21 protein-coding genes and 1 pseudogene are annotated in these 18,509 nt (G+C 71.4%); 21 read left to right on the top strand and 1 reads right to left on the bottom strand.

Features of this window, described 5'->3' with window-relative positions; all coding sequences use genetic code 11:
* Window positions 1-206 precede the first annotated feature (206 nt).
* From H8R17_RS40960 to H8R17_RS40900, 14 genes and pseudogenes are all read left to right on the top strand, one after another.
* Entirely contained in the window at window positions 207-863 is a 657-nt protein-coding gene (locus H8R17_RS40960) for a hypothetical protein (protein WP_187828275.1), read from the top strand.
* A gap of 87 nt (window positions 864-950) precedes the next feature.
* Window positions 951-1,211 (top strand): hypothetical protein, encoded by a 261-nt coding sequence (locus tag H8R17_RS40955; protein WP_187828274.1) that lies wholly within the window; start codon window positions 951-953, stop codon window positions 1,209-1,211.
* Window positions 1,195-1,686 carry a hypothetical protein gene (locus tag H8R17_RS40950; RefSeq protein ID WP_187828273.1) on the top strand — a complete coding sequence of 164 codons (492 nt, stop codon included), beginning with the start codon at window positions 1,195-1,197 and terminating at the stop codon, window positions 1,684-1,686. The genes H8R17_RS40955 and H8R17_RS40950 overlap by 17 nt, the downstream gene beginning before the upstream one ends.
* 15 nt (window positions 1,687-1,701) lie before the next feature.
* The gene (locus H8R17_RS40945) at window positions 1,702-2,541 is read left to right on the top strand and encodes a phage major capsid protein (protein ID WP_223126052.1); all 840 of its coding nucleotides are present in this window, start codon (window positions 1,702-1,704) and stop codon (window positions 2,539-2,541) included.
* 229 nt (window positions 2,542-2,770) lie between these two features.
* Window positions 2,771-4,000: a helix-turn-helix domain-containing protein gene (locus tag H8R17_RS40940; protein ID WP_187828272.1), complete on the top strand. Its 1,230-nt coding sequence runs from the start codon at window positions 2,771-2,773 to the stop codon at window positions 3,998-4,000.
* 93 nt (window positions 4,001-4,093) lie between these two features.
* On the top strand, window positions 4,094-4,459 hold the full coding sequence (locus tag H8R17_RS40935) for a hypothetical protein (RefSeq protein ID WP_187828271.1): 366 nt from the start codon (window positions 4,094-4,096) through the stop codon (window positions 4,457-4,459).
* Entirely contained in the window at window positions 4,456-4,686 is a 231-nt protein-coding gene (locus H8R17_RS40930; RefSeq protein WP_187828270.1) for a hypothetical protein, read from the top strand. The genes H8R17_RS40935 and H8R17_RS40930 overlap by 4 nt, the downstream gene beginning before the upstream one ends.
* 263 nt (window positions 4,687-4,949) lie before the next feature.
* Window positions 4,950-6,134: a kynureninase gene (gene kynU / locus H8R17_RS40925; RefSeq protein WP_187828269.1), complete on the top strand. Its 1,185-nt coding sequence runs from the start codon at window positions 4,950-4,952 to the stop codon at window positions 6,132-6,134.
* 149 nt (window positions 6,135-6,283) lie between these two features.
* Window positions 6,284-7,234 carry an alpha/beta hydrolase gene (locus H8R17_RS40920; protein ID WP_187828268.1) on the top strand — a complete coding sequence of 317 codons (951 nt, stop codon included), beginning with the start codon at window positions 6,284-6,286 and terminating at the stop codon, window positions 7,232-7,234.
* Window positions 7,235-7,297: 63 nt separating this feature from the next.
* Window positions 7,298-7,717: a hypothetical protein gene (locus H8R17_RS40915; protein WP_399477964.1), complete on the top strand. Its 420-nt coding sequence runs from the start codon at window positions 7,298-7,300 to the stop codon at window positions 7,715-7,717.
* A pseudogene (locus tag H8R17_RS49610) lies at window positions 7,680-7,832 on the top strand (DNA-binding response regulator); the annotation flags it as partial. The gene H8R17_RS40915 and the pseudogene H8R17_RS49610, both read left to right, overlap by 38 nt.
* A gap of 19 nt (window positions 7,833-7,851) precedes the next feature.
* Window positions 7,852-9,189 (top strand): histidine kinase, encoded by a 1,338-nt coding sequence (locus tag H8R17_RS40910; RefSeq protein ID WP_187828267.1) that lies wholly within the window; start codon window positions 7,852-7,854, stop codon window positions 9,187-9,189.
* Window positions 9,186-9,851, top strand: a complete 666-nt coding sequence (locus H8R17_RS40905) for a response regulator transcription factor (protein ID WP_187828266.1) — start codon at window positions 9,186-9,188, stop codon at window positions 9,849-9,851. Before H8R17_RS40910 ends, H8R17_RS40905 begins: the two co-directional genes overlap by 4 nt.
* 80 nt (window positions 9,852-9,931) lie before the next feature.
* Window positions 9,932-11,134: a cytochrome P450 gene (locus tag H8R17_RS40900; RefSeq protein WP_187828265.1), complete on the top strand. Its 1,203-nt coding sequence runs from the start codon at window positions 9,932-9,934 to the stop codon at window positions 11,132-11,134.
* A gap of 21 nt (window positions 11,135-11,155) precedes the next feature.
* Here the strand turns inward: H8R17_RS40900 and H8R17_RS40895 are convergent, their stop codons facing one another.
* Window positions 11,156-11,386, bottom strand: coding sequence for a hypothetical protein (locus H8R17_RS40895; protein WP_316959692.1), 231 nt, complete (start codon window positions 11,384-11,386; stop codon window positions 11,156-11,158).
* A gap of 115 nt (window positions 11,387-11,501) precedes the next feature.
* On the opposite strand from H8R17_RS40895, the gene H8R17_RS40890 reads away from it, so the two are divergent.
* From H8R17_RS40890 to H8R17_RS40860, 7 genes are all read left to right on the top strand, one after another.
* A complete protein-coding gene (locus H8R17_RS40890; RefSeq protein ID WP_223126051.1) occupies window positions 11,502-12,092 on the top strand; it encodes a TetR/AcrR family transcriptional regulator in 591 nt (196 codons plus the stop codon).
* On the top strand, window positions 12,089-13,255 hold the full coding sequence (locus tag H8R17_RS40885) for an FAD-dependent monooxygenase (RefSeq protein ID WP_187828262.1): 1,167 nt from the start codon (window positions 12,089-12,091) through the stop codon (window positions 13,253-13,255). Before H8R17_RS40890 ends, H8R17_RS40885 begins: the two co-directional genes overlap by 4 nt.
* Before the next feature lie 103 nt (window positions 13,256-13,358).
* Window positions 13,359-14,237: an SRPBCC domain-containing protein gene (locus tag H8R17_RS40880; protein WP_187828261.1), complete on the top strand. Its 879-nt coding sequence runs from the start codon at window positions 13,359-13,361 to the stop codon at window positions 14,235-14,237.
* 103 nt (window positions 14,238-14,340) lie between these two features.
* A complete protein-coding gene (locus H8R17_RS40875) occupies window positions 14,341-15,138 on the top strand; it encodes an aldose 1-epimerase (protein WP_187828260.1) in 798 nt (265 codons plus the stop codon).
* A 10-nt stretch (window positions 15,139-15,148) separates the two neighbouring features.
* Window positions 15,149-15,721: an orotate phosphoribosyltransferase gene (gene pyrE, locus H8R17_RS40870; RefSeq protein ID WP_187828259.1), complete on the top strand. Its 573-nt coding sequence runs from the start codon at window positions 15,149-15,151 to the stop codon at window positions 15,719-15,721.
* Window positions 15,722-15,841: 120 nt separating this feature from the next.
* On the top strand, window positions 15,842-16,873 hold the full coding sequence (fbaA, locus tag H8R17_RS40865) for a class II fructose-bisphosphate aldolase (protein ID WP_187828258.1): 1,032 nt from the start codon (window positions 15,842-15,844) through the stop codon (window positions 16,871-16,873).
* 82 nt (window positions 16,874-16,955) lie between these two features.
* Window positions 16,956-18,407 carry an MFS transporter gene (locus H8R17_RS40860; RefSeq protein ID WP_187828257.1) on the top strand — a complete coding sequence of 484 codons (1,452 nt, stop codon included), beginning with the start codon at window positions 16,956-16,958 and terminating at the stop codon, window positions 18,405-18,407.
* Window positions 18,408-18,509: the final 102 nt, after the last annotated feature.

Here is an 18,509-nt window from a genome sequence, read left to right as displayed (position 1 = left end):
AGGCTTCACTCATATCTGATGCCGAGTCACCACCCCGGCGTCCGGCATCATCACGCACCGCAACCGTCACGTTGCCGAGAAGACTTCATTGTCGCTGGCGTACGCGCGCCACCGACCCGCCGGCATGGCGCCCACAACCCCATACCGACCACTTCAAGGCTCGCCGGCACCCACGGCGGGCCTTTCGCATGCCCAGGAGGCAACACGTGGAGCACGCGGAGATCGTGCCACCCAAGCTGTACGAGGCCCTGGCCCGCGAGGCTGAGCAGAGGTACGGCGTCCCGTTGATCGCGGACGGCAAGGAACACCGCTACGACCCGGCGTCGCAGGAAGACGCCATGGCCCACATCGCATGGTCCGGCGTCGGTGACGAGAGCGCGGCGGAGATACGCACCGACCACCGGGCCGTGTCCGCACGCGGTGACGACCTGCACGGCGGAGCCTTCCACCCGCTCAGGGGCACCGCCCCCAACCCCGCCGAGGGCAAGAGCGGCGAGCAGATCCGGCGCGCGGGGCGGCACCTGGACTTCGCCCAGCCCTACCCCGAGGTGACCGTGACCCGCATGGACCCCCGTCTGCACGCGGCCCTGATGCGACGAAGGGAAGAACAGATCCTCAACGACGCCAACCCCCGCGTCTACGAGACAACTGGCGGCACGGTGACGCTCGCCGGAGGGATCAAGGAGTACACGGCGGACTGCATCGAGTGCGGGCAGGGGTTCACCGTCCGGCGTCCCGCCTCGCAGCGGCGGAAGTGGCCGACCGTATGCGACGGCTGCAAGACCGAACGCACGCGCCGACTGGCCGCCGAACGGGCCCGCCGCTACCGCCGACGCCACCGGTCCCCGGACCAGGCCGCGTAACGCCGTACCTACAGGGGTGGAGCGGGAGTTGCGGCGTCACCCGTGCCGGCTCCTCCTCAACCGATCCACGCATGAAGGGATGCCTCTTTGGACACGACCGAGATCCGCGACTGGGTGAACCTGGCCCGCTGCTACATCGCCGCCCTGTCCGACCTGGTGTGGTCGGCCGCCGAGATCGGCGACACCACGACACTGCGCTACTACTACGACAAGCGTCACGAGGCCGCCCGCGACCTCAAGGCCAGGGTGATGATCGCGGTGCACGGCGGCCAGCTCACCAGCGAGGAGGGCACCCTCGCGCTGTCGCCGACGAGCAGCCTGGAGGACGCCGTTGTCTTCACCGACTGAGCCCGACCCCAACACCGACACGGACCAGGCAACCCCGCCCCAGCACGGCACCGAGACCGACAGCACGCTTCACGCTGTCCGGGACACGCCCGCCGACTCCGACGCCCGCATCTCCGAACTCACCGCCCGCATCGCCGAGTTGGAGCAGGAGAAGGCGACACGGGAACGGGAGGACGCGATCCAGGACCTTGCCAGCCGCTACCCGTACATGACTCCCGAAGTGCTGCGCGGCTTCGGCAACGTGCCCACGGCGGAGCTGGAGGAACGTGCCCGCGTCCTGAGTGCTGCCATCCACGAGCGGGACACCGGGCCCGCCCCCGGATACGTCCAGCGCGGGCGTGGCGGGCTCGACCCCAGCGGCAGCCCCCGCCCGACCGCATGGGCGGACGCCTTCCGGCGAGCCCGCGAACAACGCCGCAAGGGCAACGGCGGCGTGACCATCGTCAGCAACTCCCGCCACTCCGGCGAACTCTGAAGAAAGGAACGCTAGTTGAGCATTATCACCACCACCCCCGGAGCCGGAGGCATCACTCCCGACCAGTACGCGGCGCTCATCGTCCAGCCCATCACGGCCGGCTCGGTCGCCTTCCAGGTCGCCACCCAACTGGCCACCGACGCCACCCGCACCCACCTGCCCATCGTGCAGGAAGACGCCGGAGCGGCCTGGACCCGCGAGGGCGACGAGATCCCCGTAGAGGACGCCACCCTTGGCGAAGAGGTCGTCACCCCTGCCAAGGTCGCCGGACTGACGGTCGTCTCCTCCGAACTCGCGGAGGACTCCAACCCACAGGCCGCTCAGATCGTCGGCGATGGCCTGGCCCGCTCCATCGCCCGCAAGGTCGATCAGGCGTTCTTCGGCAGCCTGCCCGCTCCCGCACCGCGCGGCCTGGAAGCCGTACCCGCAGTCACCACGGTCACGGCAGGCAAGAAGTGGGCCAACCTGGACCCGTTCCTTGAGGCCATCGCCCAGGCCGAAACCGTAGGCGCCACGCTGACCAGCTTCACTGCCCACCCCACAGACGCCCTGGCCCTGGCCCAGCTCAAGGAACAGACAGGCAGCAACAAGCCGTTGCTCGGCTCGGACCCGACCGCACCGACCCGCCGCGTGATCGCGGGTGTCCCGCTGTACGTCTCCCCGGCGGTCACCCCGGGCACCGTATGGGGCCTGCCCAAAGACCGCGTGTTCGTCGTGCTCCGCCGAGACGTCAAGGTCGACCTGAGCGCAGACGCCTACTTCCAGTCCGATCAGGTGGCTGTGCGCGGCACGATGCGCGTTGGCTTCGGCTACCCGCACCCGGCAGCCATCACCAAGGTTGCACTGGGCGCGTGAAGCGTCATTACGGCCCGCCGTAAACACGCTCTGACCTGGGTGTATACCCCCTCGACGCGTCACGCCGGACCGCACGCGTATAGCACCTCGGAACCTGTACGGGTTCCAAGGCCGTCAACGCCCCCGTGGCTGCCCTCTCGCTGGGTGGCGGCGGGGGCCTTTCTGCTGTTCCGGCTTGGCCACCCGGCGTACGCTGGCGGGAGTAGCTACCACACGCCAGGGAGCGACGATGACCGACCTGCCCGCAGAGCTGACGACCGGTGAACGTATCCGCATCCTTCGGGAGCGACGGGGGCTGTCTCGCCCCGTGCTCGCTGGCCTGGTCGGCCGGTCGTCCGACTGGTTGAAGAAGATCGAGAACGGGGAGCGTGATCTACGGTCGATCACGCACCTTGTGCGACTGGCGAACGCGCTGCACATCCCCGACGTATCCACGTTGACGGGTGGGGACTTGGCCCTTCCCGCCGATGCGGTCGGCAAGCTGTCTCACGTGTGCGTACCGGAGATCAGGAAGGCAATGCACGGCGTCTCGTTCGCTGGCACGCCGACCGTGGGGGTTGTGTCCGCCGAGGTGTTGAAAGGTCGCGTAGAGGGCGTGTGGCGACTCTGGCACACCAGCACGCACCAGCGGACGGAGGTTGGCGCGCTGCTGCCAGACCTGATCCGTGACGCTCACGCCTGCGTGAAAGCGTACGACGGGGATGAGCGCCGGGCGGCTCACGCTGCGACGGCGGACCTGTACCGCCTCGTTCAGCGGCTCCTGGCCCACATCAGCGAACCTGAGTTGTACTGGCTCGCGCTGGACCGTGGCCGATCGCACAGCGAAGAGGCAGACGACCCGGTGACGCTGGCGCTGGCGGCGTGGTCTACGGCCATCGGGCAGCGAGCGGCGGGCTACGCGGACGATGCCGTACGGACCGACGAAGCCGGAATGGCTCTGCTGCGTGGTCAGTTGGAGGAATCAACTCCCGAACTCCTTGGTGTCTATGGGGCGTTGAACCTGCAAGCGGCTATCTCCTGCGGACTGGACGGCCGGGGCGGTGACGCTGAGCGGTACCTCTCCGAGGCGGACCGTACGGCCTCCCGCCTGCCCGCTGGGTACACGCACACCCCATCAGCGTTCGACGCGTCCAACGTGGCCATTCACGGCGTCGGTGTCGGTGTGGGGCTGCTGACTCCTGGCGAGGCGCTGAGGCGTGCCGAGTCCATCGCTCCTGAGTCGATCGGATCGCTTGAGCGGCGTTCCCGTCTGCTGCTGGACATCGCGGCCGGGCACGCTCAGAAGCGCGAGACAGCGGCAGCGGTGCACTACCTGAACCATGCGCACCGCGTGACGCCCGAGGGTATCCGCTACGTACCGTCGGCCCGTGGCCTCGCTGGCGAACTCGCCCGTACGGCGTCCGGTCCTCTCAAGGCCGAGGCGGTTGCGCTCGCCGAGTCGGTCGGCGTGGCTGCATAACCCGAAAGGGTAGGGGGACACTTTGTCCCCGTCACCAACTCCCGCGCCCCCTACGGTTCTTCGACCTGCTGTCGAGACCGAGGGGGCGCACCCGTGTCCAGCGTTCCAAGACTTCTGCCGTGGACGACGGAGGACGGCAAAGCGTGCCTACTCAGCACGGAAGGCGACGAACACAGCTACGTCTCCCGCCTCGCCGACCAAGTGGAAGCCGTACAGCTCAAGATGGGCACCGAACTGCTGGGGCATGTGACGGCCGTACTGGACGACCGGAAGGCATCCCCCGCCGAGCTGCGCTTCGTGGTCTCACGGCTGTCTGAGGCACTGCGTGACTCGCTACGAGTCGCCGCGTCGCGGGGTGCCAGGCTCGGGATGCCGGACACCGACGGCAGTGACGAGGACGACCAGAGCGCATCGGATGTCGAGGCATTCCCCGAGCTGCCTGCCGAGGCGTTCGGATGAGCCCGCGCATGGTCATGCGGTACGTGAAGCACACGATCACGCACGCCCCGGAGGGCGGCATCACGGCCGAGCTGTTCTGTATGACCTACGGCTGTGACGAGTCGTCCGGTCCGCAGGGTGACCCGAACGACGCCCAGGACTGGGCGCTGAGGCACACCGGGCGCACCGGTCACAACCTGTTCCGCCGCGAGTACACCGACCATGCCCGAGTGACCCGCGTCGAGTAGAGCTCCGGCCCGCTGAGCGACGGCGAGCAAGACAGTTCAGCGAGTCGGACGGCGACATGACAGGGCCGCTTCCAGGGCCTTCGGGCTGTCGCCGCTGGGTCCCGGTTGGCGCTCCCCCCCGTGCGTCGACCAGGGCTTTCGGCTGTCCCTGGAGGAGCGCGGCTTGCTCGCCTACTCTGAACCTATGACGACACGTTTCCGCAGGTCAGTAGCCTCGCCACTCGTAGTGGCCAATAATCCGGTACTCTGGACGGCGCGGTCGCATGTCTGAGCCGATGACGAAGGCCGAGAAGCTGGATGCTGCGGATGACCTTGCCGCAGTGCGTGGGAAGTTCGTGCTCGACGAGGTCGTGTATCTGGACGGCAACTCGCTGGGCGCCCTGCCCGCCGCCGTCCCCGGCCGAGTCGAGGACGTCGTACGGCGGCAGTGGGGCGAGTTGCGCATCCGGTCCTGGGAGGAGAGCGGCTGGTGGACCGCGCCCGAGCGGATCGGCGACCGGATCGCTCCGCTGGCGGGGGCGGCGGCCGGGCAGATCGTGGTCGGCGACTCGACAAGTGTCAACGTTTTCAAGGCGCTTGTGGCGGCGGTACGCATGGCGGAGGCCGGGCGCGATGAGATCGTCGTCGACGCCACGACGTTCCCCACGGACGGGTACATCGCCGAGTCGGCGGCCCGGATGACGGGCTGCACGCTGCGGCCGGTCACGCCGGGCGAGGTCCCGGGCGTGCTGAGCGACCGTACGGCGGCGGTGCTGCTGAACCACGTCGACTACCGCACCGGCCGGCTGCACGACCTGCCGTCGCTCACGGCGGCGGTGCACGGCGTGGGCGCGTACGTCGTCTGGGACCTGTGCCACAGCGCGGGCGCGCTGCCGGTCGGGCTGGACGAGCACGGGGTCGACCTGGCGGTCGGATGCACCTACAAGTACCTGAACGGCGGGCCGGGTTCGCCCGCGTACCTGTACGTGCGGCGTGCGTTGCAGGACCGCTTCGACTCCCCCCTCCCCGGCTGGAACTCCCACGCCGAGCCCTTCGGCATGCGCACCGCCTACGAACCGGCGGCCGGCGCCCTGCGGGGCCGCGTGGGCACGCCCGACATCCTGTCGATGCTCGCCCTGGAGGCGGCCCTCGAGGTCTGGGACGGGGTGCCGATCGAGGCGGTGCGGGCCAAGTCCCTTGCCTTGACGGACTTCTTCCTGGAGTGCGTGACGGAGTACGTGCCGGACGGGCGGGTGGAGTGCCTGACTCCGCTGGCTCATGAGGAGCGCGGGAGCCAGGTGGCCCTGCGCTGCGAGGACGCCGGGGATGTCATGCGGCGGCTGATCGGGCGGGGCGTGGTGGGCGACTTCCGGGCGCCGGACGTGCTGCGGTTCGGGTTCACGCCGCTGTATGTGGGGTTCGCGGACGTGGCGAGGGCCGGGCGGGTGCTGGGGGAGGTGCTGGGCTGACGTGGGGCCCGGGGTCTCCGGTCCCCGGGCTCCTCACCGAGCGTGACATCCCCGTGTCCGTGCACGTCACCGTCCTGATACCGTCCGGCAAACGGCTGATCTTTTTCTCTCTGGTCGCCAAGTTCGTTTCGTCGCTGAGAGGTTGGAGCATGTCGGACGACGTCGCAGCCCGTGCCGCCGCTGAAGAGAAGTCGGCCTTCTCGCACCCGGCGGTCGACCCCGACTCCACCGCCGCGTACGGCGACCACCCCGACCAGGTCGTCGACTTCTACGCCCCGCGCACGCAGGTCGGCCCGGGCGGGCCGTCGCCCCTGGTCGTGCTCCTGCACGGCGGCGCGTGGCGGACACCGCACGACCGCCGCCACCTGAGTCCCCTCGCGGCCTTCCTCGCCCGCCGGGGTTTCGCGGTGGCCAACGTCGAGTACCGGCGGGGGGCGGAGGGCGGGGGTGCCGGCGTGGGCGCGGGTGCCGGTGCGGGCGTTGAGGTTGAGGGTACTGAGGGTGAGGGCGCGGCGGGCACCGGCGGGAGCGCGGCCGTGGCGGGTCGCTGGCCCGACACCCTCGACGACGTGGTCGCCGCGCTGGACGCGTTGCCGGCGCTGGTCCGCGAGACGCTGCCGCAGGCCGACCCGCGCCGTACGGTCGTCACCGGCCACTCGGCGGGCGGCCACCTGGCCCTGTGGGCGGCGGCCCGGCATGTGCTGCCCGCGGACGCGCCCTGGCGTACCGACCGGCCCGCACCACTGCGCGGTGTGGTGGCCCTCGCCCCGATCGCCGATCTCGCGGTCGCCGACGAGCTGGACGTGTGCGGCGGGGCGGTACGGCAGTTCGTCGGCGGCGCGGATCTCTTCGCCGAGCGCCGGCCGTACGCCGACCCGGCACTGCTGCTGCCCACCGGCATCGCGACCACGCTCGTCCAGGGCCGCACCGACCTCGACGTCCCGCAGGCGGTCGCCGAGTCGTACGCGGACGCGGCGGCGAAGGCGGGCGAGGTGGTCGGCCTGACGCTGCTGGAGGACGTGGGCCACTTCCCCCTGATCGACCCGGCGGCGGACGCGTGTGCGGTGGTGGCGGAGGAGATCGCACAGCTGGCGTGGTGAGCACGGCGGTCCCGCTGATACCCGTGGCACAACGCCCTGGAGTCGCTGACCGAGCTGCGCCGCGTGCTGGGCGTGCTGCGCTCGGAGCACCCGGAGACCGCGGAGCCCCTCGACGGCACCGGCACCGCCCCGCACACCCCGCAGCCCACCCTCGACCGGCTCGACGCGCGCAACGTCCTGCGGCACGCCCCCGGCGCCGACGCCCGGGTCGCACTCACCTATGCCGCGGACGGTTTGCACGTCCTGGTCGTCAACTCCCGCCCGACACGCCCCGCCCCGCCGACGGGCTCCGGGCACGGCCTGCTCGGCGTGCGCGAGCGCGTCGCGATGCTCGACGGCACCCTGTCGGCAGGCTCCTCCCCCGACGGCGGCTACCGACTGACGGCGTTCCTGCCGACAGCCACCGACCCGACCGGCCCCGCGCCTGACCGCACGCGCGGTCGCGCAGGTCGCCGAGGCGGTGCGGGTCGTGGCGGCCGGTGACGCACTGCTCGCGCCCGGCATCACCCGGCGGCCGATCGCCGAGTTCGGACTACCCGTAGTACCTGAGGAGGAGGCCGAAGGACCCCTCTCACCGGTGACGACGGCGACCCTCGCCGGCGCCTACCGTTCTGTACGTGACCGAGACGACCCAGACGCATCCGACACCCCCGGCGGACGGGAGCAAGCAGCGCAGCCCGGAGTTCCGGCTGGCCGCCGACGCGGTGCGCGGGCTGCGGCAGGACCTGTTCCACGACGCCTTCGCCTACCGGCCGATCCAGCGCATGCGCACGAACGGCCCGCTGACCAGGCGGCTGCCCGCCCGGCTGCGGGAGTACGCGGTCTGGACACCGCACGCCGTGATCGCCGTGGCCGCCGTGTTCACCCTGCTCCTCTCCAGCGTCGACACCGACAGCGAGGCGCTCCTGGTCGCTCCGCTCACCGTGCTGCCGATCCTGCTGACCATGATCCGGCCGGTGGGAGCGTTCTGGCTGTCCATGGCGGCTACTCCGGTCGTCGGCGTGGTCGGCAGCAACGGTGACTGGCCGTGGCAGCCCGGCAGCTTCGCCTGCCACCTCACCGTGCTCACTGTCGTGTCCATACGCACCAGACCGCGCGCGGCAGCGTGGATGTGGGTGCTGACGGCGGCGTACGGCTTCGTCGTGGAGGCCGGCTTCGGCGCGAGCTACTACGGCACCAACACTGCCCCCATGCTGGTCTTCTCCGCATTCGTCCTGCTCTGCGTCACCGTGTGGCACATACGCCGCGCGGCCGAGCAGGAGGTGACCGCCCAGCAGACGGTGACCGAGCACGAGCGCTCCCGGCGCACGCTGCTGGAGGAGCGCACCACGATCGCCCGCGAGCTGCACGACGTGGTCGCCCACCACATGTCGGTGGTCGCCATCCAGGCGGAGGCCGCGCCCTACCGGGTGGAGAACCCGCCGCCGGAGCTGGAGCAGGCGTTCACCACGATCCGCGAGAACGCGGTGGCCGCGCTCACCGAACTGCGCCGCGTCCTGGGCGTCGTGCGCGCCGAGGACTACGAGGCGCCGGACGCCCCGCAGCCCACGCTCGCCGACCTGGACGCCCTGCTGGCCAATGTGCGCGAGGCGGGCCTGAGCGTGGAGAAGGTGGTGACCGGGGCGGTGCGCGAACTGCCGCAGGGCGTGGAGCTGTCGGCGTACCGGATCGTGCAGGAGGCTCTCAGCAACAGCCTGCGGCACGCGCCGGGCGCGAGCGCCCGCGTCGAGATCGGCTACGTCCTCGGCGGCCTCGGCCTGCGCATAGTCAACGGCCCGCCGCCCGCGCCGGACCTGATAAAGCCCTCGCCCGGCGCCGGGCACGGCATCACCGGCATGCGGGAGCGCGCCTCCATGCTGAACGGCGAGATGACGGCGGGCGCCACGGGCGACGGCGGCTACGAGGTGACGGTGTTCCTGCCGGTTACGGCGGCGGTCGAGGACGGTAAAGCATGACGATCCGGGTCCTGGTCGCGGACGACCAGATGATGGTGCGCGAGGGCTTCTCGGTCCTGCTGAACGCGATGCCGGACATCGAGGTCGTCGGCGAGGCGGTCAACGGCCGGGAGGCCGTGGACAAGGTCCGCGAGCTCGCCCCGGACGTGGTGCTGATGGACATCCGCATGCCGGAGCTGAACGGCATCGAGGCGACCCGGGAGATCGTCGCCGCGGACGGCGCCGCGAAGGTCCTGGTGCTGACCACCTTCGACCTCGATGAGTACGTCTACCAGGCACTGCGCGCGGGCGCCTCCGGCTTCCTGCTCAAGGACGCCTCGGCCCGCCAGCTCGCCGACGGCGTGCGGGTGGTGGCGTCGGGTGAGGCCCTGCTGGCGCCCTCGGTCACCAAGCGCCTGATCACGGAGTTCTCGAAGCTGTCCGACACCCCGCGCCTGATGCCGTCCGCGCAGGCGGCGTACGGGGATCTGACCGAGCGGGAGACGGAGGTTCTCGTCCTCGTCGCGCAGGGCCTGTCGAACGCGGAGATCGCCGAGCGGCTGGTGGTCGCCGAGTCCACGATCAAGACGCATGTCAGCAGGATCCTGGTGAAGCTGGGGCTGCGCGACCGGACGCAGGCGGCGGTGTTCGCGTACGAGGCACGGCTGGTGACACCGGGGTGAGGGGCCTCGGTCGACGGGCAACGCCGAGTGACGGGCGGACCCCCTGGTCAGACCGAGGGTTCCCCGGTTAGCGTCCGCTCATGGCAGCCTTCGACCCGTGGGACCCGGCGTTCGTGGCCGACCCGTACCCCGCCTACGCCGAGCTGCGTGAGCGCGGCCGCGTGCACTACTACGAGCCCACCGACCAGTGGCTCGTACCGCACCACGCGGACGTGTCGGCGCTGCTGCGGGACCGGCGCCTGGGGCGGACGTACCAGCACCGGTTCAGCCACGAGGACTTCGGGCGGACGGCGCCCCCGCCGGAGCATGAGCCGTTCCACACCCTCAACGACCACGGCATGCTCGATCTGGAGCCGCCGGACCACACCCGGATCCGGCGCCTGGTGTCGAAGGCGTTCACGCCGCGCACGGTGGAGCGGCTGAAGCCGTATGTGCGCCACCTGGCGGACGAGCTGGTGTCGGCGCTGGTGGCGGCGGGCGGCGGTGACCTGCTGACGGACGTGGCCGAGCCGCTGCCGGTCGCGGTGATCGCCGAGATGCTGGGCATCCCCGGGCCGGACCGGGACCGGCTGCGGCCCTGGTCGGCCGACATCTGCGGCATGTACGAGCTGAACCCCTCACAGGAGACGGCGGCGAAGGCGGTCAGGGCGTCGGTCGAGTTCTCCGGCTACCTGCGGGAGCTGATCGCCGCCCGCCGCAAGGACCCCGGCGAGGACCTCATCTCCGGCCTGATCGCGGCGTACGACGAGGGCGACCGGCTGACCGAGCAGGAGATGATCTCGACGGCGGTCCTGCTGCTGAACGCGGGCCACGAGGCCACGGTGAACGCCACGGTCAACGGCTGGTGGGCGCTGCTGCGCAACCCGGCCCAGCTGGCGGCCCTGCGCACCGACCACTGTCTGGTCCCGTCCGCCGTGGAGGAGCTGATGCGCTACGACACCCCGCTCCAGCTCTTCGAGCGCTGGGTCCTCGACGACATCGAGATCGACGGCACGACCATCCCGCGCGGCGCGGAGATCGCCATGCTCTTCGGTTCCGCCAACCACGACCCGGCGGTCTTCCCGGACGCCGGCGAGTTGGACCTGACGCGCTCGGACAACCCGCACATCTCCTTCAGCGCCGGCATCCACTACTGCATCGGCGCACCGCTGGCCCGTATCGAGTTGGCGGCCTCGATGACGGCCCTGCTGGAGCAGGCCCCGACCCTGCGCCTGGCGGCGGAACCGAAGCGCAAGCCGAACTTCGTGATCCGAGGGCTGGAGGCACTGCCGGTCGAACTCTGACCGGCAGTGCCTCCAGAGGATTCAGGTCCTCCTCAGCCACCCCACCAGATAGGCGACCAGCAGCCACCCGAGCACCGGCACCACAGCCCCGCCGACCACGACCAGGGGGAGCTCAGTGCACAGCACGCTGTAGTCGGTCCCCTCCCCCTCGAACCCGCCCCCCATATGCCGCTCGGTGCGCGCGGACGAGGCCCACGCGAAAACCGCCGTCAGCGTGCCCACCAGCGACACCAGGCACCCGCCGCACGTCACCCCATCCCGCCGCTCCATGCCCCAGGGGACGCGGCCGGCCCCTCCACGGTTCTCGGCGACCTGGGATGTGCTATGTTTTGGTCAATCGTCCAGGACGACTGACCAAGGAGTGTGCGTGGGCGACGGCCGGACCAATGCCGAGCGCGGGCGGAACGCGCGGGCCCAGTTGCTGGGTGCCGCCCGGGAGCTGATCGGGGAACTCGGGTGGAACGGCGTGAGTACGCGGATCCTGGCCGAGCGGGCCGGGGTGCGGTCAGGGCTGGTGCACTACCACTTCGAGTCGTTGCAGGCGCTGCTGCGGCAGGCCGCGGTCGAGGAGATGCGGCGCATGCTCGACGGGACCATGGCGCTCCTCGCCACGGCCCCCGACCCCACCGCCGGCGTCGAGGCGATGCTGTCCGAGCTCGACCGGTACACCGGCGTCGACCCCGCGTCCCTGCTGTTCACCGAGGCCTACCTCGCCGCCACCCGCGATGCCGGACTGCGCGAGCAGATGCGCGAACTGGTGCGCGACTTCCGCGGCTCCCTCGCCACGTCCCTGGCCCGCTCGGGCCACCCGGCGCCCGACGCGGCGGCGACCGTCGTCATGGCCGTCTTCGACGGTTTCCTCCTGCACAAGGGGATCGACCCGGAGCTGTCGGCCGCCCGTATCGCACCGCTCCTGCGCCAGCTCACCGAGCCCCCTCCGAAGGGAGAGCACCCGTGAAAGCCGTCATCTGCGGCGCCGGCATCGCCGGCCTCACGCTGGCCAACCGCCTCCACCACCACGGCTGGGAGGTCCACCTCGTCGACCACGCCCCCGGCCCCCGCGCCCAGGGCTACATGATCGACTTCTTCGGCCCCGGCTTCGAGGCTCTGACCGCGATGGGCCTGAAGGACAGGCTGCGCCAGTTCGCCAGCCCGGTCGAGGAACTCCGCTACGTCGACGGCCGCGGCCGCAGGACAGTCGGCGTCGACTACGCCCTCTTCTCCTTGGCGCTCGACGGCGAGATCGCCAGCATCATGCGGCCCGCGCTCGAACGCCTGCTGCGCGAGTCCCTCGCCGACGGGATCGACCTCCGCTACGGCACCACCATCGACCGGTTGGACGACGGCAAGGCCGTCCTCTCCGACGGCAGCGCCATCGACGCCGACCTGATCGTGGGCGCCGACGGCGTGCACTCCCGCGTCCGTTCACTCGTCCTCGGCCGCGAGGAGGACTGCCTCCGCTACCTCGGCATGCACACCGGCGCCTTCGTCTTCATCGATCCCGAGGCGTTCGCACAGGTCCGCGGCCGGTTCGTGCTCACCGAGACGCTCAACCGCCAGATGGGTTTCTACGGGCTCGGCGACGACCGCGTCGCCGTCTTCGCCGTGCACCGCACCCCCGATCCGGCCCTGCCGGCCGACCCGCGCGCGGCGCTGCGCCGGCAGTACGCCGGCATGGGCGATCTGGCCGAGCGCGCCCTCGCGCAGTGCCCGCCGCCCGACCAGGTCTACTACGACCAGGTCGCCCAGATCGACCTGCCCGGGTGGAGCGACGGCCGGGTGACGCTGGTCGGCGACGCCGCCCACGCGGTCTCCCTCGTCGCAGGGCAGGGTGCGTCCCTCGGCGTCGCGGGCGCCTATGTGCTGGCCGAGCGGCTGCACCGGTCGTCCTCGGTGGCCGAAGGGGTGGCCGACTACGAACGTCGCTGGCACCCGGTCGTGGCCGACGTCCAGAAGGCAGCCCGCGACCGGGTCACCGAGTGGTTCCTGCCCACCTCGTCGGCCAGGCTCGTGCTGCGCCGCTGGGCCTTCCGCGCCATGCGCCTGCCCGGCCTCGACCGGCTCCTCGTCGGCCCCCTCTTCCCGAAGGGCCACCGGACCGTGGCCGAACTCAGTACCTGAAACGATCCGAAGCGGGCGTCGGGACGGCAGGTCGCAAACTGTGCCGGGCGAGTTCGGGCGGACCGGGGTGCGAGGCGGGCTCGGCTGGGTAGGCTCCGTCGACATGGAGCATGAGGTGTTCGTTCCGGTTCCGGCCGAGCGGCTCAGGGAGGTGCTGGACGATCCCGCGCGGGTCGCCCGGGCGGTTCCCGGGCTCCAGCAGGACGCCGGGGCCGAGCCCGTCGCCGGGCGGCTGAAGGTGCGGATCGGCAGTCACTCCATCACCTACCGGGGGGCCGTGCGCGTCTCCGGCCGGGACGACGGGTCGTACGCCGTCGAGGGCGACGCCACCGAGGCCCGCGGCAGCGGCTCGGTCAAGCTCGCGCTCACCCTGCGGCTGCGGGAGGCGGAGGGCGGCTGCACGCTCACGTTCGACGGGACGGCCTCCGCCGACGGACGCGTCACGGAGCTGCCGCCGGACTCGGTGAGCTCGGCGACCACCCGCCTGCTGAACCGGTTCGCAGGAAACCTGGGCACGACGACGGACGAGGAAGCCGCGGCGCCGGAGCCATCCGAAGGCGCAGAGCCGCAGGCATCGGAGCCCCCGCACCCCGAACCCCCCGAGTCCCTGGCCACCGAGGACTTCGAGCCCCGTTCGACCGGGGACTTCGAGACCACCCCGGACGCCGACGACGCCCCGGCCCCCGCCGCGCCCTCCGAAGAGCCCGCCCCCGAGGCCGTCGACCACTCCTCCGCCGACGGCCCCGCCCGGGACTCCGCCGAGGACTCCGGCCCGGTCGCCGAGGCCGCGCACGCGCGGCGCACGATGATCGGGCGGAGCGCGGAGGAGGTCGACCACGCCCCGCCGCGCGGCCGGTACGCCCCCGTCCCCGCGCCCCAGACCGTCGCGTCGGCCACCCCCCTGCGGTGGGCCGCCCCCGCCGCGGCCCTGGCGCTCGCCTCGGCCGTCGTGGCGGTCCGGGCACTGCGCCGGCGACGGTGACCACGCCACGCCGGGCAGCGCGCCGCAACGGGGCACCACGCCACAACGAGACAGCACGCCACAACGGGGCAGGCCCTCTTGATCACCCCAGTAGGGTCGTCCCGTGAGCAACGACGACATCACGCTGACCGCGGGCGACGCGGAGGTGACCGTGCAGCCGGGCAACGGCGGCCGGATCGGAGGGCTGCGGCTCGGCGGTGTGGAGCTGCTGCGGCAGGGCGAGCAGTTCGGCTGCTTCCCGATGGTCCCCTGGTGCGGCCGGATCCGCGACGGGCGGTTCCGGGACGGCGCCACCGTCCACCAGATGCCGCTGAACTCCCCGCCGCACGCCATCCACGGCACCGTACGCGACGGCGCCTGGCGCACCGCACGGACGAGCACGAGCGAGGCCGTCCTCACGTACGACCTCGTCGGCCCCTGGCCCTACCCCGGCCGCGTCACGCAGGTCGTCGGCCTCGCCGAGGACGCCCTGACGCTCACCATGTCCGTGGAGACGTACGAGTCGTCCTTCCCGGCTCAGATCGGCTGGCACCCGTGGTTCAACCGGAACCTCGGGGGCGAGGACGCCCAGGACGTACGGATCGACTTCACGCCCGCCTGGCAGGAGGAGCGCGGCGACGACCACCTGCCCACCGGCAACCGCGTCGCCCCCGGGCCCGGCCCGTGGGACGACTGCTTCGGCATGCCGGACGGCGTCGACGTCACCCTCACCTGGCCGGGGCGGCTGGAGCTGAAGGTGACCAGCCCGCAGAAGTGGGTCGTGGTGTACGACGAGCAGGAGGCCGCCGTGTGCGTCGAGCCGCAGACCGGCCCGCCCAACGGCCTCAACACCCTCCCGCACCTGGTCACGCCCCTGGAACCGCTCGAGGCCGCCACGACCTGGAGCTGGCGGCGCCTCTAAGCTGGTCGGCATGACGGACGTCAACGAAGTAGTGCCGCCAGGCACACGCGGCGCGCTGCTGCAGCAGATCAAGGACAAGGCCGTGGTGCACGGCAAGGTGACCCTCTCCTCGGGTCTGGAGGCCGACTACTACGTCGACCTGCGACGCATCACGCTCGACGGCGAGGCCGCCCCGCTGGTCGGTCAGGTACTGCTCGACCTGACCGCCGGGCTGGAGTTCGACGCGGTGGGCGGGCTGACCATGGGCGCCGACCCGGTCGCCGCCGCCATGCTGCACGCGGCCGCCGCGCGCGGGCGCCGCCTCGACGCCTTCGTCGTACGGAAGGCCGCCAAGGCGCACGGGCTGCAGCGGCGGGTCGAGGGCCCGGACATCGAGGGCCGCCGGGTCCTCGTCGTCGAGGACACCTCCACCACCGGCGGCTCCCCGCTCACCGCCGTCGAGGCCGTGCGCGAGGCCGGTGCCGAGGTGGTGGCCGTGGCGACGATCGTCGACCGGGCGACCGGCGCCGCGGAGAAGATCCAGGAAGGGGCCGGGGTGCCGTACGTGTTCGCGTACTCGAAGGACGAGCTGGGCCTGGCCTGAGGTCTGCTCGGAGTATCCCGCTTCGTCTGGAAAGATGGGGCGACGACGACGTCGCACCCACAGGTCTAGGTCAGGGCCCGTACACGCAGAACGCCGACCGCACATACAAGGAGCGGACAGATGCCCATCGCAACTCCCGAGGTCTACAACGAGATGCTGGACCGGGCGAAGGCAGGCAAATTCGCCTACCCGGCCATCAACGTCACCTCGTCCCAGACCCTGCACGCGGCACTGCGCGGCTTCGCCGAGGCGGAGAGCGACGGCATCGTCCAGATCTCCACGGGTGGTGCCGAGTTCCTGGGCGGCCAGCACAGCAAGGACATGGTGACCGGTGCGGTGGCCCTGGCCGAGTTCGCGCACATCGTCGCCGAGAAGTACGACGTCAACATCGCGCTGCACACCGACCACTGCCCGAAGGACAAGCTCGACGGGTACGTACGTCCGCTGCTCGCGGTCTCCGGGGAGCGCGTCAAGGCCGGCCGGAACCCGCTGTTCCAGTCCCACATGTGGGACGGCTCCGCGGAGACCCTGGCCGACAACCTGTCCATCGCGCAGGAGCTGCTCGCCCATGCCGTCGCCGCGAAGATCATCCTCGAGGTGGAGATCACCCCGACCGGCGGCGAGGAGGACGGCGTCTCGCACGAGATCAACGACTCCCTCTACACCACCGTCGACGACGCGATCCGCACCGCCGAGGCGCTGGGCCTGGGCGAGAAGGGCCGCTACCTGCTGGCCGCATCCTTCGGCAACGTGCACGGCGTGTACAAGCCGGGCAACGTCGTGCTGCGCCCCGACCTGCTGAAGCAGCTGAACGACGGCGTCGCCGCCAAGTACGGTCAGCCGGCCGGCAGCAAGCCGTTCGACTTCGTCTTCCACGGCGGTTCCGGGTCGACGGAGGACGAGATCCGCACCGCGCTGGAGAACGGCGTGGTCAAGATGAACATCGACACGGACACGCAGTACGCCTTCACGCGTCCGGTCGCCGACCACATGTTCAAGAACTACGACGGCGTCCTGAAGGTCGACGGCGAGGTCGGCTCCAAGAAGACCTACGACCCGCGCACCTGGGGCAAGCTCGCCGAGGCGTCGATGTCCAAGCGCGTCGTCGAGGCCTGCCAGAACCTGCGGTCCACGGGCACGAAGATCAAGTAGGCCCGAGGGCCGAGCAGGCCCGATTCATCTGCGCAGAGCCCGGCATCTGCTGTGGTGCCGGGCTCTTTCGTATGCTCCACCCATGCCCGATGTCCGGCTTGCCTCGTCGCAGGGCAAGTGGATCCTGCTCACCACCATCCTGGGCTCCAGCATGGCGATGCTGGACTCCACCGTCGTCAATGTCGCCCTGCCCCGCATCGGCCGTGACCTGGACGCGGACCTCGCCGCGCTGCAGTGGACGGTCAACGCGTACATGGTCACGCTGGCCGGGCTGATCCTGCTCGGCGGGGCGCTCGGGGACCGGTTCGGCCGCCGGAAGGTCTTCGTGCTGGGCGTGGTGTGGTTCGCCGGGGCGTCCCTGCTGTGCGGGCTCGCGCCGAACGCCGGGGTGCTGGTCGCCGCGCGAGCCTTGCAGGGCATCGGCGGCGCTCTGCTGACGCCCGGGTCGCTGGCGCTGATCCAGGCCTCGTTCCATGCCGACGACCGGGGCCGCGCGGTGGGCCTGTGGTCCGGCTTCGGCGGCATCGGCGCGGCGGTCGGCCCGTTCCTCGGCGGCTGGCTGGTGGACGGCCCGGGCTGGCGCTGGGTGTTCCTGCTCAACGTCCCGGTGGCGCTGCTGTGCGCGCCGATCGCCGTACGGCACGTGCCGGAGTCGGCGGACGGCCGCGCGCACGGCCGCTTCGACGTGCTGGGCGCGGCGCTGGGCGCACTCGCCCTCGCCCTCGTGACGTACGCCCTGATCGAGGCCAGGGAAGGCACGCTGCTCGTGGCGGCCACGGCGGTGGCAGGCCTGGCGACGGCGGCCGCCTTCGTCTACGTCGAGCGCCGCCGTCCCGACCCGATGATGCCGCCCGATATCTTCGCGTCCCGCCAGTTCAGCGCGGTCAACCTCGTCACCCTGTGCGTGTACGCGGCCTTCGGCGGCTTCTTCTTCCTCGCCGCGCTCCAGCTCCAGGTCGCCGTCGGCTACTCGGCCCTCGGCGCGGGTGCGGCACTGCTGCCGACGACCGCGCTGATGCTGCTGCTGTCGGCCCGCTCCGGGGAGCTCGCCGACCGGATCGGCCCGCGCATCCCCCTCACCGCGGGCCCCCTCTTCTGCGCGGCCGGAATGCTGCTGATGCTCCGTGTGGGCCCCGGGGCCTCGTATCCCATGGATGTGCTGCCCGCCCTCCTGGTCCTCGGCCTCGGCATGGTCACCCTGGTCGCCCCGCTCACCGCCACGGTGCTCAGTTCCGTGGACACCTCGCGGGCGGGACTGGCCAGCGGCATCAACAACGCGGCGGCCCGGGCGGCGGGCCTGGTGGCCGTGGCCGCGCTGCCGCTGCTGGCCGGGATGGGCGCGGAGGCGTACCGGGTGCCGACGGCGTTCGACGACGCGTTCCGGCGGGCCATGGTGTGGTGCGCGGCGGTACTGGTCGCGGGCGCCGTGCTCGCCTACGCGGGGGTCCGCCGCCCGCAACCGGGCTGCCGGCACCCGGAATGCCGCACCCATGGTTCGGTGGCGGTGCCGCCGTTGGAGGACCAGCGGGGCTAGCTAGTGCCCCGGCAGGCACTAGTAGACTGTCGCGGCTAATATTTGGGATAAAGGTGACGCAGTTTGATGCGTGCATCGTGGGTGGTGAACTGCCAGTCCACC

The sequence above is a fragment of the Streptomyces sp. TRM68367 genome, assembly GCF_014495685.1.
GTDB lineage: Bacteria > Actinomycetota > Actinomycetes > Streptomycetales > Streptomycetaceae > Streptomyces.
The sequence above is the reverse complement of the archived record's forward strand: the minus strand, read 5'-3'. Positions and strand labels throughout refer to the sequence as shown.